The 25,956-nt window shown below is 54.4% G+C and carries 25 protein-coding genes; 14 read left to right on the forward strand and 11 right to left on the reverse strand.

Annotated elements, in window-relative coordinates; all coding sequences use genetic code 11:
• A complete protein-coding gene (metB, locus tag HVZ37_RS21225) occupies positions 1-1,161 on the reverse strand; it encodes a cystathionine gamma-synthase (RefSeq protein ID WP_044265209.1) in 1,161 nt (386 codons plus the stop codon).
• 277 nt (positions 1,162-1,438) lie between these two features.
• Here metB and metJ point away from each other — a divergent pair, with 277 nt between their 5' ends.
• Complete coding sequence (gene metJ, locus HVZ37_RS21230) at positions 1,439-1,756, forward strand: met regulon transcriptional regulator MetJ (protein WP_042325599.1); 318 nt, start codon at positions 1,439-1,441, stop codon at positions 1,754-1,756.
• A gap of 67 nt (positions 1,757-1,823) precedes the next feature.
• Here metJ and HVZ37_RS21235 read toward each other — a convergent pair whose 3' ends face one another.
• The 3 genes from HVZ37_RS21235 to rpmE all read right to left on the reverse strand — a co-directional run bounded on the left by HVZ37_RS21235 (position 1,824) and on the right by rpmE (position 4,685).
• Entirely contained in the window at positions 1,824-3,356 is a 1,533-nt protein-coding gene (locus HVZ37_RS21235) for an MFS transporter (protein ID WP_181627951.1), read from the reverse strand.
• Positions 3,357-3,445: 89 nt separating this feature from the next.
• Positions 3,446-4,126: an oligogalacturonate-specific porin KdgM family protein gene (locus HVZ37_RS21240; RefSeq protein WP_042998930.1), complete on the reverse strand. Its 681-nt coding sequence runs from the start codon at positions 4,124-4,126 to the stop codon at positions 3,446-3,448.
• Between the two features lie 346 nt (positions 4,127-4,472).
• The gene (rpmE, locus tag HVZ37_RS21245) at positions 4,473-4,685 is read right to left on the reverse strand and encodes a 50S ribosomal protein L31 (RefSeq protein ID WP_042325590.1); all 213 of its coding nucleotides are present in this window, start codon (positions 4,683-4,685) and stop codon (positions 4,473-4,475) included.
• A gap of 202 nt (positions 4,686-4,887) precedes the next feature.
• On the opposite strand from rpmE, the gene priA reads away from it, so the two are divergent.
• The 7 genes from priA to rraA all read left to right on the forward strand — a co-directional run bounded on the left by priA (position 4,888) and on the right by rraA (position 12,878).
• On the forward strand, positions 4,888-7,089 hold the full coding sequence (priA, locus tag HVZ37_RS21250; protein WP_181627952.1) for a primosomal protein N': 2,202 nt from the start codon (positions 4,888-4,890) through the stop codon (positions 7,087-7,089).
• 157 nt (positions 7,090-7,246) lie between these two features.
• Positions 7,247-8,272, forward strand: a complete 1,026-nt coding sequence (gene cytR / locus HVZ37_RS21255; RefSeq protein WP_044257471.1) for a DNA-binding transcriptional regulator CytR — start codon at positions 7,247-7,249, stop codon at positions 8,270-8,272.
• Positions 8,273-8,357: 85 nt separating this feature from the next.
• On the forward strand, positions 8,358-9,341 hold the full coding sequence (gene ftsN, locus HVZ37_RS21260) for a cell division protein FtsN (protein ID WP_125339239.1): 984 nt from the start codon (positions 8,358-8,360) through the stop codon (positions 9,339-9,341).
• A gap of 91 nt (positions 9,342-9,432) precedes the next feature.
• Entirely contained in the window at positions 9,433-9,963 is a 531-nt protein-coding gene (gene hslV, locus HVZ37_RS21265) for an ATP-dependent protease subunit HslV (protein WP_044257469.1), read from the forward strand.
• Positions 9,964-9,972: 9 nt separating this feature from the next.
• Positions 9,973-11,304: an HslU--HslV peptidase ATPase subunit gene (gene hslU / locus HVZ37_RS21270; RefSeq protein WP_044257468.1), complete on the forward strand. Its 1,332-nt coding sequence runs from the start codon at positions 9,973-9,975 to the stop codon at positions 11,302-11,304.
• A 66-nt stretch (positions 11,305-11,370) separates the two neighbouring features.
• A complete protein-coding gene (gene menA / locus HVZ37_RS21275; protein WP_042998925.1) occupies positions 11,371-12,300 on the forward strand; it encodes a 1,4-dihydroxy-2-naphthoate polyprenyltransferase in 930 nt (309 codons plus the stop codon).
• 92 nt (positions 12,301-12,392) lie between these two features.
• Positions 12,393-12,878, forward strand: coding sequence for a ribonuclease E activity regulator RraA (gene rraA / locus HVZ37_RS21280; protein WP_042998924.1), 486 nt, complete (start codon positions 12,393-12,395; stop codon positions 12,876-12,878).
• A gap of 221 nt (positions 12,879-13,099) precedes the next feature.
• On the opposite strand, the gene zapB is transcribed toward rraA, so the two are convergent.
• Complete coding sequence (zapB, locus tag HVZ37_RS21285) at positions 13,100-13,345, reverse strand: septal ring assembly protein ZapB (RefSeq protein WP_090050665.1); 246 nt, start codon at positions 13,343-13,345, stop codon at positions 13,100-13,102.
• 388 nt (positions 13,346-13,733) lie between these two features.
• On the opposite strand from zapB, the gene glpF reads away from it, so the two are divergent.
• The 4 genes from glpF to fpr all read left to right on the forward strand — a co-directional run bounded on the left by glpF (position 13,734) and on the right by fpr (position 18,122).
• On the forward strand, positions 13,734-14,579 hold the full coding sequence (glpF, locus tag HVZ37_RS21290; RefSeq protein WP_042998923.1) for a glycerol uptake facilitator protein GlpF: 846 nt from the start codon (positions 13,734-13,736) through the stop codon (positions 14,577-14,579).
• Positions 14,580-14,601: 22 nt separating this feature from the next.
• On the forward strand, positions 14,602-16,110 hold the full coding sequence (gene glpK, locus HVZ37_RS21295) for a glycerol kinase GlpK (RefSeq protein ID WP_044257467.1): 1,509 nt from the start codon (positions 14,602-14,604) through the stop codon (positions 16,108-16,110).
• A 158-nt stretch (positions 16,111-16,268) separates the two neighbouring features.
• Positions 16,269-17,279 (forward strand): class II fructose-bisphosphatase, encoded by a 1,011-nt coding sequence (gene glpX, locus HVZ37_RS21300; protein WP_042998921.1) that lies wholly within the window; start codon positions 16,269-16,271, stop codon positions 17,277-17,279.
• Positions 17,280-17,375: 96 nt separating this feature from the next.
• Positions 17,376-18,122 (forward strand): ferredoxin--NADP(+) reductase, encoded by a 747-nt coding sequence (fpr, locus tag HVZ37_RS21305; protein ID WP_181627953.1) that lies wholly within the window; start codon positions 17,376-17,378, stop codon positions 18,120-18,122.
• Between the two features lie 6 nt (positions 18,123-18,128).
• Here fpr and HVZ37_RS21310 read toward each other — a convergent pair whose 3' ends face one another.
• Complete coding sequence (locus HVZ37_RS21310; protein WP_042998919.1) at positions 18,129-18,557, reverse strand: DUF805 domain-containing protein; 429 nt, start codon at positions 18,555-18,557, stop codon at positions 18,129-18,131.
• A 100-nt stretch (positions 18,558-18,657) separates the two neighbouring features.
• On the opposite strand from HVZ37_RS21310, the gene HVZ37_RS21315 reads away from it, so the two are divergent.
• Both HVZ37_RS21315 and tpiA read left to right on the forward strand, forming a co-directional pair.
• Entirely contained in the window at positions 18,658-19,254 is a 597-nt protein-coding gene (locus tag HVZ37_RS21315) for a YiiQ family protein (protein WP_044257465.1), read from the forward strand.
• A 112-nt stretch (positions 19,255-19,366) separates the two neighbouring features.
• Positions 19,367-20,134 carry a triose-phosphate isomerase gene (gene tpiA / locus HVZ37_RS21320; protein ID WP_042325562.1) on the forward strand — a complete coding sequence of 256 codons (768 nt, stop codon included), beginning with the start codon at positions 19,367-19,369 and terminating at the stop codon, positions 20,132-20,134.
• Between the two features lie 42 nt (positions 20,135-20,176).
• On the opposite strand, the gene HVZ37_RS21325 is transcribed toward tpiA, so the two are convergent.
• From HVZ37_RS21325 to HVZ37_RS21345, 5 genes are all read right to left on the reverse strand, one after another.
• Positions 20,177-21,649, reverse strand: coding sequence for a DASS family sodium-coupled anion symporter (locus HVZ37_RS21325; protein ID WP_090050662.1), 1,473 nt, complete (start codon positions 21,647-21,649; stop codon positions 20,177-20,179).
• A gap of 112 nt (positions 21,650-21,761) precedes the next feature.
• The gene (locus tag HVZ37_RS21330; protein WP_042998914.1) at positions 21,762-23,066 is read right to left on the reverse strand and encodes an SLC13 family permease; all 1,305 of its coding nucleotides are present in this window, start codon (positions 23,064-23,066) and stop codon (positions 21,762-21,764) included.
• An 85-nt stretch (positions 23,067-23,151) separates the two neighbouring features.
• The gene (locus HVZ37_RS21335; RefSeq protein ID WP_043001793.1) at positions 23,152-23,874 is read right to left on the reverse strand and encodes a GntR family transcriptional regulator; all 723 of its coding nucleotides are present in this window, start codon (positions 23,872-23,874) and stop codon (positions 23,152-23,154) included.
• 62 nt (positions 23,875-23,936) lie between these two features.
• Positions 23,937-24,977 carry an ADP-ribosylglycohydrolase family protein gene (locus HVZ37_RS21340; RefSeq protein ID WP_042998913.1) on the reverse strand — a complete coding sequence of 347 codons (1,041 nt, stop codon included), beginning with the start codon at positions 24,975-24,977 and terminating at the stop codon, positions 23,937-23,939.
• Positions 24,978-24,995: 18 nt separating this feature from the next.
• Positions 24,996-25,946 carry an aminoimidazole riboside kinase gene (locus HVZ37_RS21345; RefSeq protein ID WP_044265202.1) on the reverse strand — a complete coding sequence of 317 codons (951 nt, stop codon included), beginning with the start codon at positions 25,944-25,946 and terminating at the stop codon, positions 24,996-24,998.
• Between the last annotated feature and the right edge of the window lie 10 nt (positions 25,947-25,956).

The raw sequence follows: 25,956 nt of genomic DNA on the forward strand, positions 1-25,956 counted from the left end.
TTACCCCTTGTTTGCAGCCCGGAAGCCATTTTCCAGGTCGGCAATTAAATCTTCGCCATCTTCAATACCCGTGGAGATGCGCAGCAGCGTCTCGGAGATCCCGGCGGCCGCACGCGCTTCTGGCGCCATGCCAGCATGCGTCATCGTTGCGGCGTGAGAGATTAAGCTTTCCACTCCCCCTAAAGATTCCGCCAGCGTAAACAACGACAGCCCACTCAGGAAACGACGCAGCGTCTGCTCATCGCCATCCAGTTCAAAACTCAACATTGCGCCAAAGCCTTTCTGCTGACGCGCGGCAATGTCATGCCCCTGATTTTCTGGCAGCGACGGGTGATACAGCTTTTTCACCAGCGGCTGGGTTTGCAGGTAATCGACGATCGCCTGTGCATTACGCTGCGCCACTTCCATGCGCGGCGACAGCGTACGCAGCCCGCGCAGCAGCAGGTAGCTGTCAAACGCGCTGCCGGTCACGCCGATATTATTCGCCCACCAGGCCAGTTCGGTGACGATTTCCGGATCTTTGGCTATCACCACGCCCGCCACGACGTCAGAGTGACCATTCAGATATTTCGTGCATGAATGCAACACCAGATCGGCGCCCAATGCCAGCGGATTTTGCAGCGCCGGGCTTAAAAAAGTGTTATCGACAACGCTGACGGCCCCGGCTTCACGTGCCAGTTGACAGATTTTCGCAATATCCACCACGCGTAATAGCGGATTACTCGGACTTTCTACCAGCACCAGTTTAGGTTTTTCTGCCAGCGCTGCCTGCAACGCCTGCTCATCTCCCTGATCGACAAAGCGCACGCGATAGCATCCGCGCTTCGCCAGGCTGTCAAACAGGCGGTAGCTGCCGCCGTAGCAGTCATGTGGCGCAACCAGCAGATCTCCGGGCTTCAGGAACACGGTCGTCACCAGATGAATCGCCGACATACCGGTATTGGTCAGTACCGCACCCGCACCGCCTTCCAGTTCGGCCAGCGCACGCTGGACCACATCGCGCGTCGGGTTACCGCGACGGGAGTAGTCATGGGCGCGCGGCTCATTAAAACCGGTAAAATTATAGGTACTGGAAAGGTGAATCGGCGGAACGACGCAACCGTACTGTTCGTCGTCATTTAACCCGCTACGCACTGCGATGGTGGCCTGTTTACGCGTCATGTTAGGGTGTTCCTGAGCTGAGTCGATGAAAAGTCAGGTCCCAGAGTAAACAGGTTAACAATAGACGTCAATACATCTGGACATCTAAACTTCTTTGCGTATAGATTGAGCAAACTGGAAATAGCCGTTAAAATTATCTGCATTAGCGCACAACTACAGGTGCTTAATCCGTGTCACGGTATCGCCTGTACGGTAAACTATGCGGAATTACGGCGAGTAGGCATACTAATAGTATGGTCTTGCCCCATATTAATGACGAAGAGGATTAAGGTATCTCATGGCTGAATGGAGCGGCGAATATATCAGCCCATACGCTGAGCACGGTAAGAAGAGTGAGCAAGTAAAGAAAATTACGGTTTCCATTCCTCTGAAGGTGTTAAAAATCCTCACCGATGAACGCACGCGTCGTCAGGTGAACAACCTGCGTCACGCCACCAACAGCGAGCTGCTGTGTGAAGCGTTTCTGCATGCCTTTACCGGGCAACCTCTGCCAAACGATGCCGACCTGCGCAAAGAGCGCAGCGACGAAATCCCGGAAGCGGCAAAAGAGATTATGCGTGAACTCGGCATCGACCCGGAGACGTGGGAATATTGATGCAGAAAAGAGCAGAAGCCACGCTTCTGCTTTTTTTCATGGTGATTATCGGTTTGGCTCTCTCGGATCAGGCTGGCTGATGGTACTGCGCCTTCTGCCGGTTTACATAACCAATCGTATTGTTTCCCCACAGCTGTTCGTACGGCATACCAGCCAGCATCTCCACGGTCTGGCGCGCCTGAGGTGTGATCGCGTCCGGGGTAATCCCTCCGGCCTGACGCATTTTCAGTGTCTCTTCGCGCAGTACTTTGTGCGTTTTCAGGTTTAATCGAAAACGCAGTGAAACCAGGAATCCCATGCAGAGCACCGCCTCCGTACCGAAACTCAGAATCAGCATGATGGTATGGCTGACACCCGGCACCTGAGTGGCCTGTCCTGAGACAAAACCGGAATACTGCATCACAATGCCGACCAACATTACGGCACCGGCCTGAGACGCTTTGCGAGTCAGGGTCATGATGCCCGCAAATATCCCCTCGCGACGCTGTCCGGTGATGACCTCATCCACATCCGCAATATAGGTATAAATGTTCCACGGGATATAATTGATGCCGCCGCGCCCCAGACCGGCCACCGCGGAAATCAGCAGCAACAGCGCCGAATTGTCGCTCATCCCGCTATAGTACAGTGCGGAGTATGACAGCGCGCCCAGACCAAACAGCAGCACCACCACACGATACGACGGCGCTGGGCCAAAACGGATACACAGCGGGATCATCGCCATCACGGCGATAAACTGCAGGATCGCCATCGTCCCCATGAGATTGGACGCCAGCGTTGGGCTTTGCATCAGCACGAACACCACGTAATAGGTAAACACGGCGTTGAAAACGTCCTGCGCAATATAGCCGCCGAGATACATCCCGAGATGCAGACGAAAAATTCGAATGCGAAACGTTGAGCTCAGCTCAATCACCAGGCGATGCAGACTCTGCCCCAGAGTCAGCTTTTGCGCCTGCACCGCCAGCTCTTCCGCACTACGTTCACGTTCCCAGGTAAAGATCCAGACGAAAGTCAGCACCACGGCACACATAATGGCGAACACCAGGCTGGCGTAAAAGAAGGAGATGGCATTGTCCTTACCAAAATGGTTCAGCAAAATACCGGGTAAAAAAGCCGCCAGGATCGCTGACAGTTGCGCCATCGCGATACGCGCCCCGGAAAACTTCGTTTTCTGCCTGAATTCGTCGGTCATTTCCGGAACCAGTGTTTCATAAGGCACCAAAATCATGGTGTAGACCACGTCGAACAACAGATAGGCGGCCAGATAATACCAGTAGCTCATTCCCTCCATCCACATCAGGCTATAGGAGAAAACGCAGGGAATACCCAGTAAAATAAAGAACTTCCGTCGACCAAATCGTTTTCCCAACCACGTATTGCCAAAGCTATCCGTCAGATATCCCATCAGCGGACTGACCACCGCATCCAAAATTCTCGCCATCGCAAAAATAAACGTCGCCTCTATTGGTGTTAATCCGCAAAAGGTGGTGAAAAAATATAATAACCATGCCGCAGTCAGCGCGGTTGTCCCTGCGCCAAGACAATCACCTGAGCCATAGGCAAGGTAATTCACAAGACCTATTTTTCGCTTATTCATCTGGATTCCCTGATTATTAAGCATGAAGTACGCGCGGCAAAAAAATACGCTTACCGCACAGGAATATGTCATAGAGAAGAATTTATTAATCAGAAAGTATAACCAATACCAATACGATAACGTGTCTGACGATCGTCGGTTGTCGCTGTATTATAGCCGGAAGAGACGTTACCCACTTCAGCAAAAGGAATCCAGGAACCTATTTTATAGGCAACGCGAAAGTTAAGTTCATAGTCTTCTTTTTTATTATTATATAAATCTTCACTGTCTGCGATTTTATAAATACCGTTCAGTTCAAACATCCAGTCATGAAGGTTATAGCCCAACCAGGCCTCCGGGCGATAAACCATTCGATCATCTCTGCCTTCTGAATTGCGACGAGTATACTCAAAACGATAGCGGAATGCCGTCCACCAGCTATCATTGATATTATATTGCACACGCAAGTACGGCTTATAGATTGCCTGACCTTCATCTGTTTCTATCGCCAGTCCCGGTTGCCAGACAAGGTCTTGCCAGGTGAACTGGTAACTGGCCGTGTACTCGTTACCGTTCGTCTCCATGTTATTAACCGGATGTTTTGGATCCGAATCATCAGAGCGCGAAATCGCTTCTACCGCAACGCCAAATCCACTGGCAAAACGATGGGACATATAAACACGGTCATAGTTACGTCCGTCGTCATAATATTCATGACGATAATCTACGTAGCCAGCATGAGCGGCTCCAGATAATATTGGAATAAGTAATAACGCATATCCACGCTTCATAGCAATCCCTCTCAATAGAATACATCAAAAACAATCTGACCTTATCAACATCACAACGATAAAAATGCAATGATGAAAACAAGGATAATTTTATATTACGAAGTGAAGTTTATTTAAGTGGGAAAGTTAAAACCTTTTAAATTTTGCCAGCAAATAAAAATCATGGCAAAAAAAGGAAGATAAGAGAGACAGACATCACCAACAGAAACAATTTATCTATAAATTAAAAACACAATTTCAATTTTCCGTGGCGTTATTTATTCAAGACATTAATGATATATATGGAACAGATAAATTTCAGAGACAAAAAAAGCGCCAGTCGGCGCTTTTTTTTGACAGCTGAAACTTATTTGCTGCCCGGGATGTTGAAACGCTTGTTGAAGCGGTCAACACGGCCACCGGTTGCAACGTCACGCTGTTTGCCAGTGTAGAACGGGTGGCATTTACCGCACACGTCCAGGTTCAGATCGTGACCAACGGTAGAGCGGATTTTCATGACGTTACCGCAAGAACAGGTAGCAGTAATTTCTTCGTATTTCGGGTGAATATCTTTTTTCATGGGAAACCTCAGTTTAAGGCCGCGTCGCTCTTCCAGCCCTAACGCCAGACACCACGCGATGTTGATAGTATAGTTTGACACAATCAATTTGCATCAAAGGCGGCGAATCATACAGAAATTAGCCCACTCATGCAAACTGATTCGCTCGTCACCCACGACTAATGTGTATACTAACCCGCCAGATTTCAAGTCAGGACGATTTATGCCCGTAGCGCGCGTTGCCTTACCCGTTCCGCTTCCCCGCACCTTTGACTATCTTCTGCCGGAAGGCATGAGCAGCGTCAAGGCAGGATGTCGCGTGCGCGTGCCGTTTGGCAAACAGCAAGAGCGCGTCGGGATCGTGGTTTCGGTCAGCGACAAAAGCGAGCTGCCGCTGAATGAACTGAAAGCGATCGTTGACGTGCTGGATGATGAACCGCTCTTTTCGACCTCTGTCTGGCGTCTGCTGATCTGGGCGGCGGATTATTATCATCATCCCATCGGCGATGTGCTGTTCCACGCTCTGCCCATCCTGTTGCGTCAGGGGAAACCTGCTACCAACGCGCCAATGTGGTACTGGTTTGCCACCGAAGAGGGTCAGGCCATTGATCTCAATAGCCTGAAGCGTTCCCCCAAACAGCAGCAGGCGCTGGCTGCGTTACGGCAGGGGAAAATCTGGCGCGATCAGGTGGCTGCTCTCGAATTCAACGATGGCGCGCTTCAGGCGCTGCGTAAAAAAGGCTTGTGCGAACTGGCGAGCGAAACGCCTGGTTTTAGCGACTGGCGCACAAATTACGCGGTCTGCGGCGAACGTCTGCGCCTGAACACCGAACAGGCCACCGCCGTTGGCGCCATTCACAGTGCGTCAGACAGTTTCTCCGCCTGGCTGCTGGCCGGGGTGACAGGCTCAGGTAAAACCGAAGTTTACCTGAGCGTACTGGAAAACGTCCTCGCGCAGGGTAAACAGGCGCTGGTAATGGTGCCGGAAATTGGCCTGACGCCGCAAACCATCGCCCGCTTTCGCGAACGTTTCAACGCGCCGGTGGAAGTGCTGCACTCCGCTCTCAACGACAGCGAACGCCTCTCTGCCTGGCTGAAGGCGAAAAACGGCGAAGCCGCGATCGTTATTGGCACCCGTTCCTCCTTATTTACACCGTTTAAAAATCTTGGCGTGATCGTGATCGATGAAGAACACGACAGTTCCTATAAACAGCAGGAAGGCTGGCGCTACCATGCCCGCGATCTGGCGGTCTGGCGCGCCCATAGTGAACGCATCCCGATTATCCTCGGTTCGGCAACGCCGGCGCTTGAGACGCTTTGCAATGTCAGGCAGAAAAAATACCGCATGCTGCGCCTGACGCGTCGTGCCGGAAACGCACGCCCCGCCACTCAGCATGTACTCGATTTAAAAGGTCAACAGGTGCAGGCAGGCCTGGCACCGGCGTTAATCGCCCGTATGCGCCAGCATTTACAGGCCGATAACCAGGTGATTTTATTCCTCAACCGCCGGGGTTTTGCGCCTGCGTTGCTTTGCCACGACTGCGGCTGGATTGCAGAGTGTCCGCGTTGCGATCACTACTACACCCTGCACCAGGCGCAGCACCACTTGCGCTGCCACCACTGCGACAGTCAGCGCCCGGTGCCGCGTCAGTGCCCCTCCTGCGGCTCCACGCATATGGTGCCGGTCGGGTTAGGCACCGAGCAGCTTGAACAAGCCTTAGCCCCCTTCTTTCCCTGCGTGCCGATTTCCCGCATTGACCGCGACACCACCAGCCGAAAAGGATCGCTTGAGCAACATCTGGCGGAAGTCCATCGCGGCGGCGCAAGGATCCTGATCGGCACCCAGATGCTGGCAAAAGGTCACCACTTCCCTGATGTGACGCTGGTTGCGCTGCTGGATGTGGATGGCGCGTTGTTCTCCGCAGACTTCCGCTCGGCGGAGCGCTTTGCCCAACTTTATACTCAGGTGTCCGGACGCGCAGGACGCGCAGGCAAACAGGGGGAAGTGGTTTTGCAGACTCACCATCCGGAACATCCGCTGCTGCAAACTCTGTTGCATAAAGGCTATGACGCGTTTGCCGAACAGGCGCTGGCCGAACGCCGAACGATGCAACTGCCGCCGTGGACCAGCCACGTCATCGTGCGTGCTGAAGATCATAATAATCAGCAGGCTTCACTGTTTTTGCAGCAGCTGCGTAATCTGATCCAGGCCAGCCCGCTGGCAGATGACAAGCTCTGGGTGTTAGGCCCCGTTCCGGCGCTGGCGCCGAAGCGCGGCGGACGCTATCGCTGGCAGATTTTATTGCAACATCCATCACGAATTCGTTTGCAACATATCGTCAGCGGAACGCTCGCGCTCATCAATACCTTACCGGATTCACGCAAGGTGAAATGGGTGCTGGATGTCGATCCTATTGAGGGATAACCCCCTCACGATGCGAGGCGGATCGTAAAATTTAACACCCATCACACTTTTTATGAAAATTCTGTAACCGTTTCCATTCGCTATCTGATAAAAATGTTTCCGATGTGAATTTAAACAGGGATTGTGCTGCGCCGGATTTCCCAGGCGAGGAGAAAGAGTGAAACCGAATAAGCAGGTTGCTGCCGCTACAATGAAAGATGTTGCCATGAAGGCGAAAGTCTCAACGGCAACCGTGTCTCGCGCGCTAATGAACCCGGATAAAGTCTCTCAGTCCACCCGAAACCGGGTTGAACAGGCAGCTGTAGAGGTCGGGTATTTACCGCAGGCGGCGGGACGCAACGTTAAACGTAATGAATCGCGAACCATCCTGGTGATTGTTCCGGATATTTGCGATCCCTTCTTTAGCGAACTGATCCGTGGGATCGAGGTCACCGCCGCCAGTCATGGCTATCTGGTGCTGATCGGCGATTGTGCGCATCAGAACCAGCAGGAAAAAACCTTCGTCAATTTGATCATCACCAAGCAAATTGATGGCATGCTGCTGCTGGGCTCTCGTCTGCCGTTTGACGCCAGTATTGAAGAGCAGCGCAATCTGCCGCCGATGGTGATGGCGAACGAGTTTGCGCCGGAACTGGAACTGCCTACCGTCCATATCGATAACCTGACCGCCGCCTTCAATGCCGTGAACTACCTGCATGAGCTGGGACATCAGCGCATTGGCTGTATTGCCGGGCCGGAAGAAATGCCGCTGTGTCATTACCGCTTGCAGGGCTACGTGCAGGCGCTGCGTCGTTGCGGTATTACCGTTGATCCGCACTATATCGCCCGTGGGGATTTTACCTACGAAGCTGGCGGCAATGCGCTTAAACAACTGTTCGACTTGCCGCAACCACCGACAGCGGTATTCTGTCATAGCGATGTTATGGCGCTTGGTGCCCTCTCATGGGCCAAACGTCAGGGCATCAACGTCCCGGATGACCTGTCGATTATTGGTTTCGACAACATCGCCCTGGCGGAGTTTTGCGATCCGCCGCTGACCACCGTTGCGCAACCGCGTTTCGAAATTGGTCGCGAAGCGATGCTGTTGCTGCTTGACCAAATTCAGGGGCAAAATGTCAACAGCGGCTCGCGTTTAATGGATTGTGAGTTAATCCTTCGGGGTACGACGCGTGCCTTAACGTAAACCTTTCAGACACCGTGTCTGGTCAAAGGCCCGCCGCTTAAGTAACATGGCGGGCTGACGAACGAATCAATACAGCGAAACGATAGTGGCACAACGAGATTATGTACGTCGCGGCCAACCGGCACCTTCGCGGCGCAAAAAGAGCACCTCACGGAAAAAGCAACGCAACACGTCTGCGGTATCGCCCGCAATGGTCGCCATTGCCGCCGCCGTGCTTGTGGCCTTTATCGGTGGTCTGTACTTCATTACGCATCATAAAAAAGAAGAATCCGAAACGTTGCAGGGTCAGAAAGTGACCGGCAACGGGCTGCCGCCAAAGCCGGAAGAGCGCTGGCGCTATATTAAAGAGCTGGAAAGCCGTCAGCCGGGCGTACGTGCGCCCACAGAACCGTCAGCCGGTGGTGAAGTCATGAAGCCGGATCAACTGACTGAAGAACAGCGCCAGTTACTTGCGCAAATGCAGGCCGACATGCGCCAGCAACCGACGCAGCTCAACGAAGTGCCGTGGAACGAGCAGACACCGGCACAACGTCAGCAAACGTTGCAACGCCAGGCTCAGCAACGTCAGGTTGAGCAACAGCAGCAGCAGTGGAACAGCACGCCGCCAGTTCAACAGCCGCGTACGCAGCCACAGACGCAAACGCGTACTGCGCAAACGGCGCCAGTGCAGCAGCCGTCGAAGCCTGCCACGCAGACGCAGAAACCCGCTGCGACGTCGCAACCGTACCAGGATCTGCTGCAGACCCCGGCACACACCACGGCATCGCAGCCAAAAACACAGCCAGCCGCACCGGTTGAGCGCGTGCCAGAGGCACCGAAGCCGACGACAGAGAAGAAAGACGAACGTCGCTGGATGGTACAATGTGGTTCGTTTAAAGGCGCAGAACAGGCAGAAACCGTGCGTGCACAGTTAGCTTTCGAAGGCTTTGACTCCAAAATCACCACCAATAATGGCTGGAACCGCGTGGTCATCGGGCCGGTGAAAGGCAAAGAGAATGCCGACAGCACCATTAGCCGTCTGAAGATGGCAGGTCACACAAACTGTATTCGACTCGCCTCCGGGGGTTGAAACCCCCAAAATCTCCCCCATCTATACTTGCATTACGCCCCGCACACCGTGCGGGGCTTGTATTCTGCATTTGTAACCAAGGGGTCTGCTCGTGACAACAATAGTAAGCGTACGCCGTAACGGCCAGGTGGTTATCGCCGGTGATGGTCAGGCCACACTGGGTAACACCGTCATGAAAGGCAACGTGAAGAAAGTGCGTCGTCTGTACAACGACAAAGTCATTGCTGGCTTTGCGGGCGGTACGGCGGATGCGTTCACGCTGTTCGAACTGTTTGAGCGCAAGCTGGAAATGCATCAGGGACATCTGGTTAAAGCCGCCGTTGAGCTGGCGAAAGACTGGCGTACCGATCGCATGCTGCGCAAACTTGAAGCGCTGTTGGCGGTCGCGGATGAAACCGCCTCCCTCATCATCACCGGTAACGGTGACGTCGTGCAGCCGGAAAACGATCTGATTGCCATCGGCTCCGGCGGTCCCTACGCCCAGGCTGCGGCACGTGCTCTGCTGGAAAACACCGAGCTCGGCGCTCGCGACATTGCTGAAAAAGCGTTGGATATTGCAGGTGATATCTGCATTTACACCAACCATTTCCATACCATTGAAGAATTACCGTCTAAAGCGTAAGGATCTCCCATGTCTGAAATGACCCCACGCGAAATCGTCAGCGAACTGAACAAGCACATCATCGGCCAGGATAACGCCAAGCGTTCCGTGGCGATTGCACTGCGTAACCGCTGGCGCCGCATGCAGCTCGACGAAGAGCTGCGCCATGAAGTTACACCGAAAAACATTCTGATGATCGGCCCAACCGGTGTCGGTAAAACCGAAATCGCCCGTCGTCTGGCAAAGCTTGCCAACGCGCCGTTCATTAAAGTGGAAGCAACAAAATTCACCGAAGTGGGTTATGTCGGTAAAGAAGTCGACTCTATCATCCGCGATCTGACCGATGCCGCCATTAAAATGGTTCGCGTCCAGGCGATCGAAAAGAACCGCTATCGTGCGGAAGAGATGGCAGAAGAGCGCATTCTTGATGTGCTGATCCCACCGGCGAAAAATAACTGGGGCCAGGCGGAGCAACAGTCTGAACCGTCCGCTGCGCGTCAGGCGTTCCGTAAAAAACTGCGTGAAGGCCAGCTCGACGATAAAGAAATCGAGATCGATCTTGCCGCCGCACCGATGGGCGTGGAAATCATGGCGCCTCCGGGAATGGAAGAGATGACCAGCCAACTGCAGTCCATGTTCCAGAACCTGGGTGGACAGAAGCAGAAAGCGCGTAAGCTGAAAATCAAAGACGCGATGAAGCTGCTGATTGAAGAAGAAGCGGCCAAACTGGTGAACCCGGAAGAGCTGAAACAGGAAGCTATCGACGCCGTTGAGCAGCATGGGATCGTATTTATCGACGAAATCGACAAAATCTGTAAGCGCGGCGAATCCTCGGGTCCGGACGTGTCCCGTGAAGGCGTACAGCGCGACCTGCTGCCGCTGGTTGAAGGCTGCACCGTCTCGACCAAACACGGTATGGTCAAAACCGACCACATTTTGTTTATCGCCTCTGGCGCATTCCAGGTGGCAAAACCGTCCGATCTGATCCCGGAACTGCAGGGTCGTCTGCCGATTCGCGTAGAGCTGCAGGCGCTGACTACCAGCGACTTCGAACGTATTCTGACGGAACCTAACGCTTCTGTTACCGTGCAGTACAAAGCGCTAATGGCGACCGAAGGCGTCAACATTGAGTTTACGGAATCCGGTATCAAGCGTATAGCTGAAGCAGCATGGCAGGTTAACGAGACCACCGAAAACATCGGTGCCCGTCGTCTGCACACCGTTCTGGAGCGTCTGATGGAAGATATTTCCTATGATGCGAGCGATTTGAACGGTCAAAGCATAACAATTGATGCGGATTATGTGAGCAAACATCTGGATGCGCTGGTCGCAGATGAAGATCTGAGCCGTTTTATCCTATAATCGCGTTCACTGCATTTTCATCATTGTTGATGGGGCTGAAAGGCCCCATTTTTATTGGCGCTAAATATGACTGAACAACAACAAATTAGCCGCTCCCAGGCCTGGCTGGAAAGTTTACGACCCAAGACTCTACCGCTCGCCTTCGCGGCGATCATCGTCGGTACTGCCCTGGCATGGTGGCAGGGATATTTTGATCCGCTGGTCGCCTTGCTGGCGCTCATTACGGCAGGGCTTCTGCAAATCCTGTCAAATCTCGCCAACGACTATGGTGATGCCGTTAAAGGCAGCGATAAGCCGGATCGCATTGGGCCGCTGCGTGGGATGCAAAAAGGGGTGATCACCCAACAGGAGATGAAGCGCGCGCTGATCATCACCGTGGTACTCATTTGCGTGTCCGGTCTGTCGCTGGTTGCGGTGGCGTGCCGCACGCCGGCGGATTTTGTCGGCTTCCTGGTGCTTGGCGTACTGTCGATCATTGCCGCCATCACCTATACCGTGGGCAATCGTCCTTATGGCTACATCGGTCTGGGCGATATTTCCGTGCTGGTCTTCTTTGGCTGGCTGAGCGTGATGGGGAGTTGGTATCTGCAGGCGCATACACTGATCCCGGCGTTAATCCTTCCAGCTACCGCCTGCGGTCTGCTGGCCACCGCCGTGCTTAACATCAATAACCTGCGCGATATCAACAGTGACCGGGAAAACGGCAAGAACACGCTGGTTGTCCGCCTCGGCGCCGTAAATGCCCGTCGTTACCACGCTTGCTTGTTGATAGGCACGCTGATCTGCCTGGCGCTGTTTAACCTGCTTTCGCTGCAAAGTCCGTGGGGTTGGTTGTTCCTGCTGGCCGCACCGGTACTGGTAAAACAGGCGCGTTACGTGATGCGCCAGATGGAACCAGCAGCGATGCGCCCTATGCTTGAACGTACGGTAAAAGCCGCGTTGCTGACTAACCTGCTGTTTGTTGTCGGGATTTTCTTAAGTCAGTGGGCAAGATAACTGACAAATATCAATTAACAATTGATGATTTTGCCAACAGTACGCATAGCGCGATATACTAAAAATTCTCGCAGCAACTGAACGTTAAGCCTATGAAATACGATACTTCCGAGCTTTGTGACATCTATCAAGAAGATGTCAACGTCGTGGAACCACTGTTCTCTAACTTTGGAGGACGGTCGTCGTTTGGCGGACAAATCGTCACGGTGAAATGTTTCGAGGACAACGGGTTGCTGTACGATCTGCTCGAACAAAATGGCCGTGGTCGCATTCTGCTGGTCGATGGCGGCGGTTCTGTCCGTCGTGCGCTGGTCGACGCCGAACTGGCGCGTCTGGCTGTACAAAATGAATGGGAAGGCCTGGTCATCTACGGCGCGGTGCGTCAGGTAGACGATCTGGAAGAGCTGGACATCGGCATTCAGGCGATTGCCGCGATTCCGGTAGGTGCAGCAGGCGAAGGGATTGGGGAAAGCGATGTCCGCGTCAATTTCGGCGGCGTGACCTTCTTCTCCGGCGACCATCTGTACGCCGATAACACCGGAATCATCCTCTCCGAAGACCCGCTCGATATCGAGTGATCGAAAAAGGCACCGTAAGGTGCCTTTTTTATTGGTTATCGCGGGCTACTGGATGGCGGCTTGCGCCTTATCCGGCCTACAAGCTACTTGCTCAGGAATCCTCTAAAGATTTCGCGTTAGGGCAAGGCGGCAAGCGAATGAATCCCCAGGAGCGTAGTAAACTACGTGACCGGGGTGAATACGCGCAGCCAACGCCGCCATAACGTGAAAGATGACGAGGATTAGACTTCTTCCATGCGGCCCAGCAATGCCTGCAAACGATCCTGCCAGCCATTCTGCTGTTCTTTCAGAGACTGATTTTCGCGCTCGAGCTCTTCACGGCTGTGCTGTGCAGATTGCACTTCCTGCGCCAGCGAGCTGTTCTTCTCTTTCAGCTCTTCAATTTCCATCTGCAACAAGGTGATGGTATCAATCGCCTGCTGTACTTTTGCTTCCAGTTTCTCAAACACTTCTAAAGACATGGTCATACTCTCCTGAATTGCAAGGCGACGCTTCACGTGAACGCGCACAATATATAGTGCCGATTGTATGAAGCCCCGCTCTCCCTGTCCAGCGGCATCCCGCGCTGATTGCGGTTTGCAACACTTTTCAGTCGACTCTTACAGACATCGACGGCCTAACCCTTAAGTGTTAACGCTTTGGTTAATGAAATGATTCAGCTCACACTATTTTTGTATAACAAAACGCGCCTCATGGCGCGAAAACGCTCATTTTATTGACGGAGTACACACATTTTAAGTTCGATATTTCTCGTTTGTGCTCGTTAACGATAAATTAACAGTGTGCCTACAGGGCATCGCGGACGTCAGTGACCTCCTCGCATACAATAAACATTAAACTCTTCAGGATCCGATTATGAGTCAAACATCAACCTTAAAAGGCCAGTGCATTGCTGAATTCCTCGGTACCGGGTTGTTGATTTTCTTCGGTGTGGGGTGCGTCGCTGCGCTTAAAGTCGCGGGTGCGTCTTTTGGACAGTGGGAAATCAGCGTCATCTGGGGATTGGGGGTAGCCATGGCTATCTACCTGACCGCAGGGGTGTCTGGCGCACATCTCAACCCGGCAGTCACTATCGCGTTGTGGCTGTTTGCGTGTTTCGACAAGCGCAAAGTTGTTCCTTTTATCCTTTCTCAATTTGCCGGTGCCTTTTGCGCAGCGGCGTTAGTTTACGGGCTTTACTACAATCTTTTCGCCGACTTCGAACAAACGCACCACATTGTACGTGGCAGCATTGAGAGTGTTGATCTGGCCGGCACTTTCTCAACGTATCCCAACCCACATATCAATTTTGTGCAGGCCTTCGCGGTTGAAATGGTGATTACCGCTATCCTGATGGGGCTTATTCTGGCGCTGACTGATGACGGTAACGGTGTACCGCGTGGCCCGCTGGCTCCTTTGTTGATTGGTTTACTGATTGCGGTTATCGGCGCATCCATGGGCCCACTGACCGGGTTTGCGATGAACCCGGCACGTGACATCGGTCCGAAAGCGTTCGCCTGGCTTGCAGGCTGGGGTAATGTCGCCTTCACCGGTGGCAAAGATATTCCTTACTTCCTGGTGCCGCTGTTTGGCCCCATCGTTGGTGCTATTTTGGGCGCTTTCGCCTATCGCAAGCTGATCGGTCGCCATTTGCCGTGCGATATCTGTGCCGTGGAAGAGAAGGAAACCACGACCACTTCACAACAAAAAGCTTCGCTGTAATGTGACTACGGGACAAATAATTATGACTGAGAAAAAATATATCGTTGCGCTCGACCAGGGAACCACCAGCTCCCGCGCCGTCGTGATGGATCATGATGCCAATATCGTAAGCGTCTCACAGCGCGAATTTGAGCAGATCTACCCGAAAGCAGGCTGGGTAGAACACGACCCGATGGAAATCTGGGCAACGCAGAGCTCTACCCTAGTGGAAGTCCTGGCGAAAGCGGACATCAGTTCCGATCAGATTGCAGCTATCGGGATTACTAACCAGCGTGAAACGACCATCGTCTGGGAACGTGAGACCGGTAAACCTATCTATAATGCGATTGTCTGGCAGTGCCGTCGTACCGCGGATATCTGCGAACATCTGAAGCGCGATGGCATGGAAGAGTACATCCGCAATAACACGGGTCTGGTCATTGACCCGTATTTTTCCGGCACCAAAGTGAAGTGGATCCTCGACCACGTCGAAGGCTCTCGTGAGCGCGCACGTCGCGGCGAACTGCTGTTCGGTACCGTTGATACCTGGCTTATCTGGAAAATGACCCAGGGACGCGTACACGTAACGGATTACACCAACGCCTCGCGTACCATGCTCTTCAACATCCACACGCTGGACTGGGACGACAAGATGCTGGATGCGCTGGATATTCCACGCGCCATGCTGCCGGAAGTGCGCCGTTCTTCCGAGGTCTACGGTCAGACCAACATCGGCGGTAAAGGCGGCACGCGTATTCCGATCTCCGGTATCGCCGGTGACCAGCAGGCTGCACTGTTCGGCCAGCTGTGCGTGAAGGAAGGGATGGCGAAAAACACCTACGGTACCGGCTGCTTTATGCTGATGAACACCGGCGAAAAAGCGGTGAAATCCGAAAACGGCCTGTTGACCACCATCGCCTGCGGCCCGACCGGGGAAGTGAACTATGCGCTGGAAGGCGCTGTGTTTATGGCGGGCGCTTCTATTCAGTGGCTGCGTGATGAAATGAAGCTCATCAGCGACGCCTTCGATTCCGAGTATTTCGCGACCAAAGTGAAGGACACTAACGGCGTGTACGTCGTCCCCGCCTTCACCGGCCTGGGCGCGCCGTACTGGGACCCGTATGCGCGTGGCGCGATCTTCGGTTTGACCCGTGGTGTGAACGCCAACCACATCATCCGTGCAACGCTGGAATCTATTGCCTACCAGACCCGCGACGTACTGGAAGCGATGCAGGCAGACTCCGGCATTCGCCTGCACGCCCTGCGCGTGGACGGTGGCGCGGTCGCCAACAACTTCCTGATGCAGTTCCAGTCTGACATTCTTGGCACGCGCGTTGAGCGTCCGGAAGTGCGTGAAGTCACGGCGTTGGGTGCGGCCTACCTGGCCGGTCTGGCAGTCGGTTTCTGGCAGAACCTTGATGAACTGCAGGAAAAAGCGGTCATCGAACGTGAATTCCGCCCTGGCATCGAAACCACCGAGCGTAACTACCGTTACAGCGGCTGGAAGAAAGCGGTCAAACGCGCGCTGGCGTGGGAAGACCACGAAGAGTAATCGCGAATTGCCGGATAACGATGCGAAAGCGTCTTATCCGGCCTACGGATGAGATTACGGTGCGGGGACAACCCCGCACACTCACCCTCTGATATCAATAATTTCCCCCTCTCCCCTGTGCTACACTTCGCGCCATTCCTTTCTGCTACGAGTTTGCTATGAGACGAGAACTTGCCATCGAATTTTCCCGCGTAACCGAAGCGGCGGCGCTGGCTGGCTACAAATGGTTAGGACGCGGTGACAAAAACACCGCCGACGGCGCGGCGGTTAACGCCATGCGCATAATGCTAAACCAGGTCAACATTGACGGGACCATCGTGATCGGGGAAGGCGAGATCGACGAAGCGCCGATGCTCTACATCGGTGAGAAAGTCGGTACCGGTCGCGGCGACGCGGTGGATATTGCCGTCGACCCCATTGAAGGCACACGAATGACGGCGATGGGCCAGGCCAACGCGTTGGCCGTTCTGGCCGTGGGTGACAAGGGTTGCTTCCTGAACGCACCTGACATGTATATGGAAAAGCTGATTGTTGGACCGGGCGCAAAAGGCAGCATCGATCTCAATCTGCCGCTGGAAGAGAACCTGCGTAATGTCGCCAACGCGCTGGGCAAACCGCTGAGCGAACTGACGGTAACGATTCTGGCGAAACCGCGTCATGATGACGTGATCGCAGAGATGGCGAAGCTTGGCGTGCGCGTATTCGCGATTCCTGATGGCGATGTTGCCGCGTCCATTCTGACCTGCATGCCGGACAGCGAAGTGGATGTGCTGTACGGGATTGGCGGTGCGCCGGAAGGTGTGGTGTCCGCCGCGGTGATCCGCGCACTGGATGGTGACATGCAGGGCCGTCTGCTGGCACGTCATGATGTCAAAGGCGACAGCGAAGAGAACCGTCGCATTGGCGAACAAGAGCTGGCACGCTGCCAGGCAATGGGCATCGAGGCGGGTAAAGCGCTGCGTCTGGATGAAATGGCGCGCAGCGATAATGTTATTTTCTCCGCAACCGGCATCACCAAAGGCGATCTGCTGGAAGGGATCAGCCGTAAAGGTAATATCGCGACCACCGAAACGCTGCTGATCCGCGGTAAGTCACGCACCATCCGCCGTATTCAGTCGATCCACTATCTCGACCGTAAAGACCCGGACGTGCAGGCGCACATCCTGTAACTGATTTGTTCGTTCGAGCCTTCCAGCCCCTCCGGGCTGGAAATCTTTCCGCCAACGAACGAAGATAAGGGAACGAGACCCGTACAGGAGAAAACCATGGCAGATTGGGTAACAGGCAAAGTCACAAAGGTACAGAACTGGACTGATGCTCTGTTTAGTCTGACCGTTCACGCCCCCGTTCATCCCTTCACCGCAGGTCAATTTACCAAACTCGGTCTTGAGATTGACGGCGAGCGCGTCCAGCGTGCCTACTCGTATGTGAATGCCCCTGACAATCCCGATCTGGAGTTTTACCTGGTCACCGTGCCTGACGGTAAGCTAAGCCCACGTCTGGCGGCACTCAAGCCCGGCGACGAAGTACAGGTAGTGAGCGAAGCCGCCGGTTTCTTTGTGCTTGACGAAGTACCGGACTGTGACACGTTATGGATGCTGGCAACGGGCACCGCCATTGGTCCCTATTTATCGATTCTGCAACTGGGTATCGATCTCGAACGTTTCAAAAATCTGGTACTGGTCCACGCCGCACGATACGCCGCCGATTTAAGCTACCTGCCGCTGATGCAGGCGCTGCAAAAGCGCTACGAAGGCAAACTGCGGATCCAGACGGTGGTGAGCCGGGAGACCGTCGCGGGTTCACTGACCGGCCGCATTCCGGCATTGATTGAAAGTGGCGAACTGGAAAAAGCGGTAGGCTTACCGATGGATAAAGAGACCAGCCATGTGATGCTGTGTGGAAATCCGCAAATGGTTCGCGACACACAGCAGTTGCTGAAAGAGACCCGGCAGATGACGAAACACCTTCGTCGCCGGCCAGGCCATATGACCGCCGAGCATTACTGGTAATACGGTTCAGGGCGCTGATTTAAACGCGACATCCTGCGTGTCTTTACCGTATTTATTTTCGCCCTGGGTGCCAACAAACGCCCCCAGGTCGATAAGAGTCATGATGAGGATAAGCGTCGGCGCAAACCGTCCGACCACCCATTGCCACATCCCCGGCAGAATAGCCCAGTTACCGGCTAACAGCATCCAGGCAAGAATAATCAATAACGCCCACAGCCCCGAACGCCCACGATCGTGCAGACGTTTCACCGTAACCGCTGCCGTCGGCCAGAGCAGACACACCAGGGCAAAGGGAGCAATCTGATCGGGAAGTAATTTTTGACTCTCGAGTGAAAACAGAACCACCATGCTGACAATCCACAGCGCAATCCAGATCCAGAAATCACGGCGTCCAATACGCCCTTTAAATGAGAATAACCACTGCTGTAGGGTCATGTCTGTTCCTTTAAAATGACTATCTTCGACAGTTTACCCTTTTGACAAGCCAGACGGTTATCGTTTTAATCGTGGACAGTCATAACGAAAGGTAAGATTGATGAAGCCAGGATGTTCACTGTTTTTATTATTGTTTTCTGCGATGCTCTCCAGCCCTCCGGCGCTGGCGGCTGAGCCATTGGCGGCCACCACCGCACCGTATTTACTCGCCGGTGCCCCCACGTTTGACCTTTCGATCAGCCAGTTTCGCGAAAACTTTAATACGCAAAATCCGAAGCTTACCTTAAATGAATTCCGCGCCATCGACAGTAGTCGCGACAAAGCCAACCTCACCCGTGCGGCCAGCAAAATAAATGAAAACCTGTACGCCTCGACCGCTCTTGAGCGCGGAACGCTGAAGATTAAGAGCATGCAGATAACCTGGCTGCCGATTCAGGGGCCGGAACAGAAAGCGGCGAAAGCCAAAGCGCAGGAATATATGGCGGCAGTGATCCGCACGGTCGCCCCCTTATTGACCAAAGAGCAGAGCCAGAAAAAGCTGCAAAAGCTGCTTACGTCGGGCAAAAATAAGCGCTATTACGCGGAGACCGAAGGCGCAATTCGCTATGTTGTCGCAGATAACGGCGAAAAGGGGCTGACCTTCGCGGTTGAACCGATTAAGCTGGCGTTATCTGAAAATCTGGACGGGCCCAATTGATGATAAAAAGCAAAGCCTTTCCGGGGAGTGATCTCTATACTGTTTCACAGACCATGCTGCCCTGCGGGGCGGCCATCTTCCTTAATTCGCTGACAAAGCGTGGAGAATAGAAATGCGACATCCTTTAGTGATGGGTAACTGGAAACTGAACGGCAGCCGCCACATGGTAAACGAACTGATTGCTAACCTGCGTAAAGAGCTGGCTGGCGTCGCTGGCTGTGCGGTAGCGATCGCACCGCCAGAAATGTATATCGATCTGGCAAAACATGCTGCGGCCGGTAGCCACATCCTCCTGGGCGCACAGAACGTTGACCTGAACCTGTCCGGCGCATTTACCGGTGAAACAAGTGCTGAAATGCTGAAAGACATCGGCGCACAGTACATCATCATCGGCCACTCTGAGCGTCGTACTTACCACAAAGAGTCTGACGAACTGATCGCGAAAAAATTCGCTGTGCTGAAAGAGCAGGGTCTGACTCCCGTTCTGTGCATCGGTGAAACCGAAGCTGAAAACGAAGCGGGCAAAACAGAAGAAGTGTGCGCACGTCAGATCGACGCCGTTCTGAAAACACAGGGTGCTGCGGCATTCGAAGGCGTAGTTATCGCTTACGAACCGGTTTGGGCAATCGGCACCGGCAAATCCGCAACGCCAGCGCAGGCACAGGCTGTTCACAAATTTATCCGTGATCATATTGCCAAAGCGGACGCGAAAATTGCTGAGCAGGTCATCATCCAGTACGGCGGTTCCGTAAACGCAGCTAACGCGGCAGAACTGTTCACTCAGCCGGATATCGACGGCGCGCTGGTTGGCGGTGCTTCTCTGAAAGCTGACGCTTTCGCCGTGATCGTAAAAGCAGCTGAAGCAGCAAAACAAGCTTAAGTTGTGTAGTCGGGGGGACCTCTCCCCCGACTTATCCCCGTATTACCAGTATCCCAGCCAGTGCCACCAGAAAGCCCCTGTCACCGCCCAGATAGTCAGGTTTACCACACTCATCACCAGCCCCGTCTTCCACCATTCCGCCAGAGTGGCATAGCCAGAGCCAAAAATGATCGGCGCAGTGCCCGTACCGTAGTGGGTGAGCGACATCATCAGCGAAGAGGAGAAACCGAGCATCAGCCCCAGCAGGGCCGGTGGCGCGCCCAGACCTAACCCCGCGATGAAGAAGGCGGAGAACATGGCCGTGATATGCGCCGTGGTGCTGGCGAAAAAGTAATGAGAGTAGACGTAAAGCAGGATCAACAGCAGTGTCGCAATACTCCAGTGGACGCCAAGGTGATTGATTGCCGTCCCCACACTGGTCGCAAGCCAGCCGACCAGTCCCAGTTTGCTGAGGAAATCCGCCATCATCACCAGCGCGGCAAACCAGACAATGGTATCCCAGGCACCGCGGCACTTAAGGATGTCCTCCCAGTGTAATACCCCCGTCAGCAACAGAATCGATAAACCGATCAGCGCCGCACTGGTGGGGTTAACGGTCCAGCCGCTGCCCATGATCATCGCGGGAACGCCAGCCCACAGGCAGAGCAGCAAAATGAACACCGCCAGCGTGATTTTTTCCGCCAGCGACAGTGGGCCGAGAAGATCCAGCTTTTGCCGGGCGAACTGCGGCGCATTGGGTGTGCGGGTAATGGCGGGTGGATAGAGCCACCAGATGACGATGGGCATCACAATCAGCGAAACGACCGCCGGAAGAAGCGCCGCAATGGCCCACATCCCCCAGGTCATATTCAGTACCCCATCCGTTCCCTGGGACAAAAAGGTGACAATGAGGGGGTTAGGGGCGGTTGCGGTGATGAACATCGCTGAACTGATCGGGTTAATGTTGTAATTCACCAGCGCCAGATAGCGCCCCGTTGAGCCATTTTCGCTATTGCCGGGCTGCGATCCAAGGCTGTCGGCAATGGCGCGCATCACCGGGTGAATAATGCCGCCGCCGCGTGCCGTGTTACTTGGGGTGACGGGGGCAATCAGCGTTTCCGCGAGGGTTAATGCCCACGCGATACCTAAGGTTCGCTTACCAAACAACGCAATAAATCCGTAGCCGATACGCGCCCCAAGTCCTGTTTTCAGCAAGCTTTGCGACAGCATGATCGATAAACCGATCAGCCAAATCAGTTGGTTGGAAAAGCCACTCAGCGCATCGTTAAGCGCTGCCGCAGGCTTACCGGGATTCGTCACACCGGTCATCGCCACCAGCATGATCGCCACAACAGCAATCGCCCCGATGGGCATCGCTTTGCCGATAATGGCCGCAATCGTACCGATAAACAGCGCCAGCAGATGCCATGCCTGTGGCGTCACGTCAGCAGGACAAGGGATGATAAACCAGATGGTCAGTGTGATAACCATCGAGATGATGGCGGGCCAACCGCGAATGGGGGTCAATCTATCCATGGTTCAATCCTTGAGTATCCTGCGCATAAGTATGCGTTTCAGTATTAACCGTCATTCGTGCAGGTAAAACTCACCACCCTCTCACAAAACTAAAATAATCAGGCAATTAACACTACAATTTTCCTAATAGATTAAACCATGCATAGTCCAGTGGCAGCAGGATCAGATACGTCGTCAGCGCCAGCACCAGACACAGGAGCAGCCCGGCTCTCGCTGGCACCCTGCCTAACGCCATCGCCACCACAATAGGTGATGCCTGATACGGCAGTAGCGGCGTTGAATAGCCCAGCACCTGAATCATAATCACCGACAGCAGCGGGAATTGCGTTGCCTCAGAAAAGCTCTGCGCCAGAGTGGTATACAGCGCCGGAACGCCGTTGGCGGTCATAATGAAGTTAAGCGCAGTGGTGATGCCGGTCAGGGCGAGAAAACTGGTGAACGGTTTCTCCGGATCCAGCGGCATCACGTGCAGCAGCGCTTCACCGACCGCATCGCCAATACCGGTTTGCGTCACAACGCTCGCCAGTCCAAGAATACCGGCAACATAAATGCAGGTACGGATGTTAACCCCCGTGGAAAACTCCTCTCCATTGATGAACCCGACACGCGGTAACAGGGTGATGACCGCTGCCGCCAGCCCGGTCCACGCCGGACCAATGCCATGCCAGCTTTCGCTGACCCACATCACCAGCACGACTGCCAGCATCCAGGCCAGTCGTTTTTCGTCGCGGCTCATTGGCTCCGGTGGTGAGAATTCACGTGGCGCATGGGGTTTTCCGGGAAACAGCCAGCAGATCAGCGCAATCAACAGTCCGCCTTTCAGCCAGCCTAATACCGGCGTATGCAGCAGCAGATAAGGCAGATAGTTCAGATGGATACCGTACGATCCTTCCGCCGCCCCGCTCATTACGAGATTCGGCACGTTAGCAGGCAAAATGGTGGCGGAAAGCTGAAAAGTGCCAAAACCCACAGCAAGCGCCAGGCCATACCACGCACGGGTGCCATCAAGGATCCCGGCACGCTTCGCCATCGCTGCAACAACGGGCATCAGCAGCGCGATACGTCCCATATTGGAGGGCATTACAAACGCCAGTGCATAGCTCAGCAGCACCACGCTTGAGACCATCAGCGGCCAGGATTCCGTCAGCCGTGATGACAACGCTCTTGCCGCCCTGTCCGCCAGTCCGGTTTTGCGGATCGCCACGCCCAGCACAAAGCCGCTGAATACCAGCCAGAACGCCGAGGAGGCAAAGCCGCCAAAGATGACGTCCGGTGGGGCGATTTTCGCCACCATCGCCACCGTGAAGAACAGCAGCGCAGTGATAAATTCCGGTAATAGCGAGGTTGCCCAGAGCAGGATGGTGACAATCACCACCAACGAGGGCAGAAACAGAGGGTGTGAAAACCAGAGCGACATGCCTGTCTCCTGTTGTTTTTTTCAACAAGAATACGGGGGCATCCCCCTTCTGTAAACGCGCGTCTCCCCCTAAAAAAGCAGAGGGTCAGTGATAATGGATTTCGCCGAAGTAGTCAGACAGCACATAGTAGCGGCAATACTCAAAGGGATGCGCTTCCCCCGCCATAAACGTCTGGCGCGCCACGGAAAGGAGTGGTTTGTTCTCAGCAATCTGCAGCTTCTCGCATAAATCAGGACTGGGCAGAATGGCATCGACCTTTTCGATCGCTGAGTCGCTTTTCACATTCAACAGGTGATAAAGCGAGGTATGGGCCAGTTCATCCGCTGTCAGGGTTAATCCCGGAAAGAAGGAGAGATCGAGATAAATTTTCTCGTGGTTAAACGGGCGATCGTTCAGGTATCGCACCCGAGAAATATAGAGATAGTGATGATGGGCCGGCAGGCTTAAACCATCTTCCTGCGCGTCGCGCGCCCGGCGTGTGGCGATTTCCAGAATGCGGTTCTCAACCGCCACGCTGGCATCACGCAGGTCGCTGGTGATCCCGCGAAAGGTATGACCATAGCTGACGCCTTCCGGCACCGCGCTCACCACGGAACCACTTCCGCGTTGAGAGGTGATCACACCGGCGTTGATCAACTCACTCCACGCCTGCTTCACGACGATCAGCGACACATTATAGGTTTGGGCGATCGCTTTTTGCGTTGGCAACTGACTCCCCAGCGGCAGGGTCCCGTTCTGGATCTGCTGGCAGATGATATAAAACAACTGCTTATACAGCGGAGTGAAACTCGTTTTATCAACCTGCAAGCCATTTACCTCGAAAGTCTGCCAGTCGGGGACGGTTGTCGCCGCCCCCGCAGGGCAGCGCACTACCCTTTAATCTGTCTGGCGAGTTCAGCCAAATCGAAATGATTCATACGATTAACGGTAGTTAAATAGTCGGCAGGAAAAGCATCAGCACCGTGCCAGGCGCCGGAGAGTGCCCCAACCATGGTGGCGACGGTATCGGTGTCATTGCCGATATTAACGGCGGAAATAATAGCATCAACGGCCGAATCCGGACAACACGCGAACAGACCAAACGCGGCCGGAACCGCCTCGCTGACGTGCAACCCGGACCCGATGATATCGGCAATCTCAACAATCGCCGTCTCCCAATGGGCGTGCCGCTTACCGATCGCTACCGCCAGTTCAATACGACGCGCCACCGACGGCCCGGCAACCATCATCGCGCCCTGTTCTGCCGCCAGCGCATAACCCCTGTCAGCGCCGTAAATCCCGGCCGCAATAATGCTTTCCGCACTCGCCACGGACTGTAACGCCTCGCTGGTTGCTGCCGCCATCGCCGCTGCGCCAGACATCGCCAGTACGTTATTATGGGTAAAGCGGCAGATTTCCAGCGCAGTCTGAATCGCTTTTTCTATGTCGCCAGGATGCAGTACGGCGGCAGGCCAAATCTTCATTGCCGCGCCGTTGGTGGCTTCCGCATTCCCCTTATTGATAATCTGTACCGACTGTTTCTCACCTTCCAGTTCCCCCTGCAGGGACACGCGATTATCGTTAAAGATGGCTTTCATCGCGGCTCGGGTGGTTGGCCCGGTAAAATTGGCGTAGTACGGATAGGCCAGCCAGCGCTGGAAGGCTTCACGCATTGCTTCATCGCTCACCTGACGATGGTGCTGTAGCAGGGCGTCCATGATGTACTTCGCCTGAATAAAGTCATCGGTACACATTCCGGCTTCGTTACAGCGACCAAACGTATCGGCGGGCGGTTTCTCAAAACCGGTCACCCAGCCACCAAAGTATTCGCGAATTTGTTGCTGAGTACGCACTTCGGTCGCTGCGCCCATCGCGTCCGCCGCAGCGGCACCAATCAGGCAGCCCAGTATTTTGTTAATTTCAACGTGCATGAATGACTCCTTAACGGTTTAGCATATTTTTTCCAGTGGATGACTGGCGCGAAAAGCCGCGAGCTGTTCAGGATAAGGCAGCGCGGTCATCGCCCCTTTTGCCGTGACCACCATCGCGCCGCAGGCATTGGCTGTACCGATCGCCTGCGCAAGCAAGTGACTGTCCCAGGAAGCGGCCTGTGAAAGGGTATAAAGCAGCCCGCCGACAAAGGCATCGCCCGCTCCGGTGGTGTCCACCACGGAAATTTTCGCGGCCGGGAACGCGCATTCGCCCTCTGGCGTCACCAAGTACGCCCCTGCATCGCCCAATGAGATAACGGTGGTTTCACAGCCAAGTTCACGCATCAGATAGCGTGCGTCCTGCCAGCGTTCGACCTTACCCAGCCAACACAGCTCATCCGCAGAGACCTTGCAGATGGAGGCCAGCGCAATAGATTGTGCGAGTAAGGGGACGATTTCCTGGATATCCCGCCACATGCTGACGCGCAGGTTAACGTCGAACATGACGTGCCCTCCCGCCGTCTTCATGCGTCTGGCGCCTTCCAGACACGCCTCACGCGCCGGACTGTCGGTCAGGCCAATCGAGCTGAAGTAAAACCACTCGTTGGCGCTGAAAGTCGGTAAATCCTGCACCGAGACAAAAGTGTCCGCGCCGGGATGTACCAGATAGGTAAAACTGCGCTCGCCTTCTGGCGTCAGATTGACGATCAGTACCGCGCTGGTTTGCTGTGGGTCGAGGCGCAATGACCCCACACCTACCCCGTTTTCTGCCAGCGTCTGGCGGAGAAAACGTCCGGCGTCATCCTCCCCAAGACAGCCGATAAATTCACAGTCGCCACCCAGTCGCGCGATGCAAACGGCGACGTTAGCCGATGCCCCCCCCGGACATTTCAGGTAGGTGTCCGCGCCTTCCGGCACCAGATCCACGGACGCGTCGCCAATCACCCAGACTTTTTTGAGATGACTCATCTGCTCCTCC

Source organism: Citrobacter sp. RHB35-C17 (assembly GCF_013816795.1).
GTDB classification, from domain to species: domain Bacteria; phylum Pseudomonadota; class Gammaproteobacteria; order Enterobacterales; family Enterobacteriaceae; genus Citrobacter_A; species Citrobacter_A amalonaticus.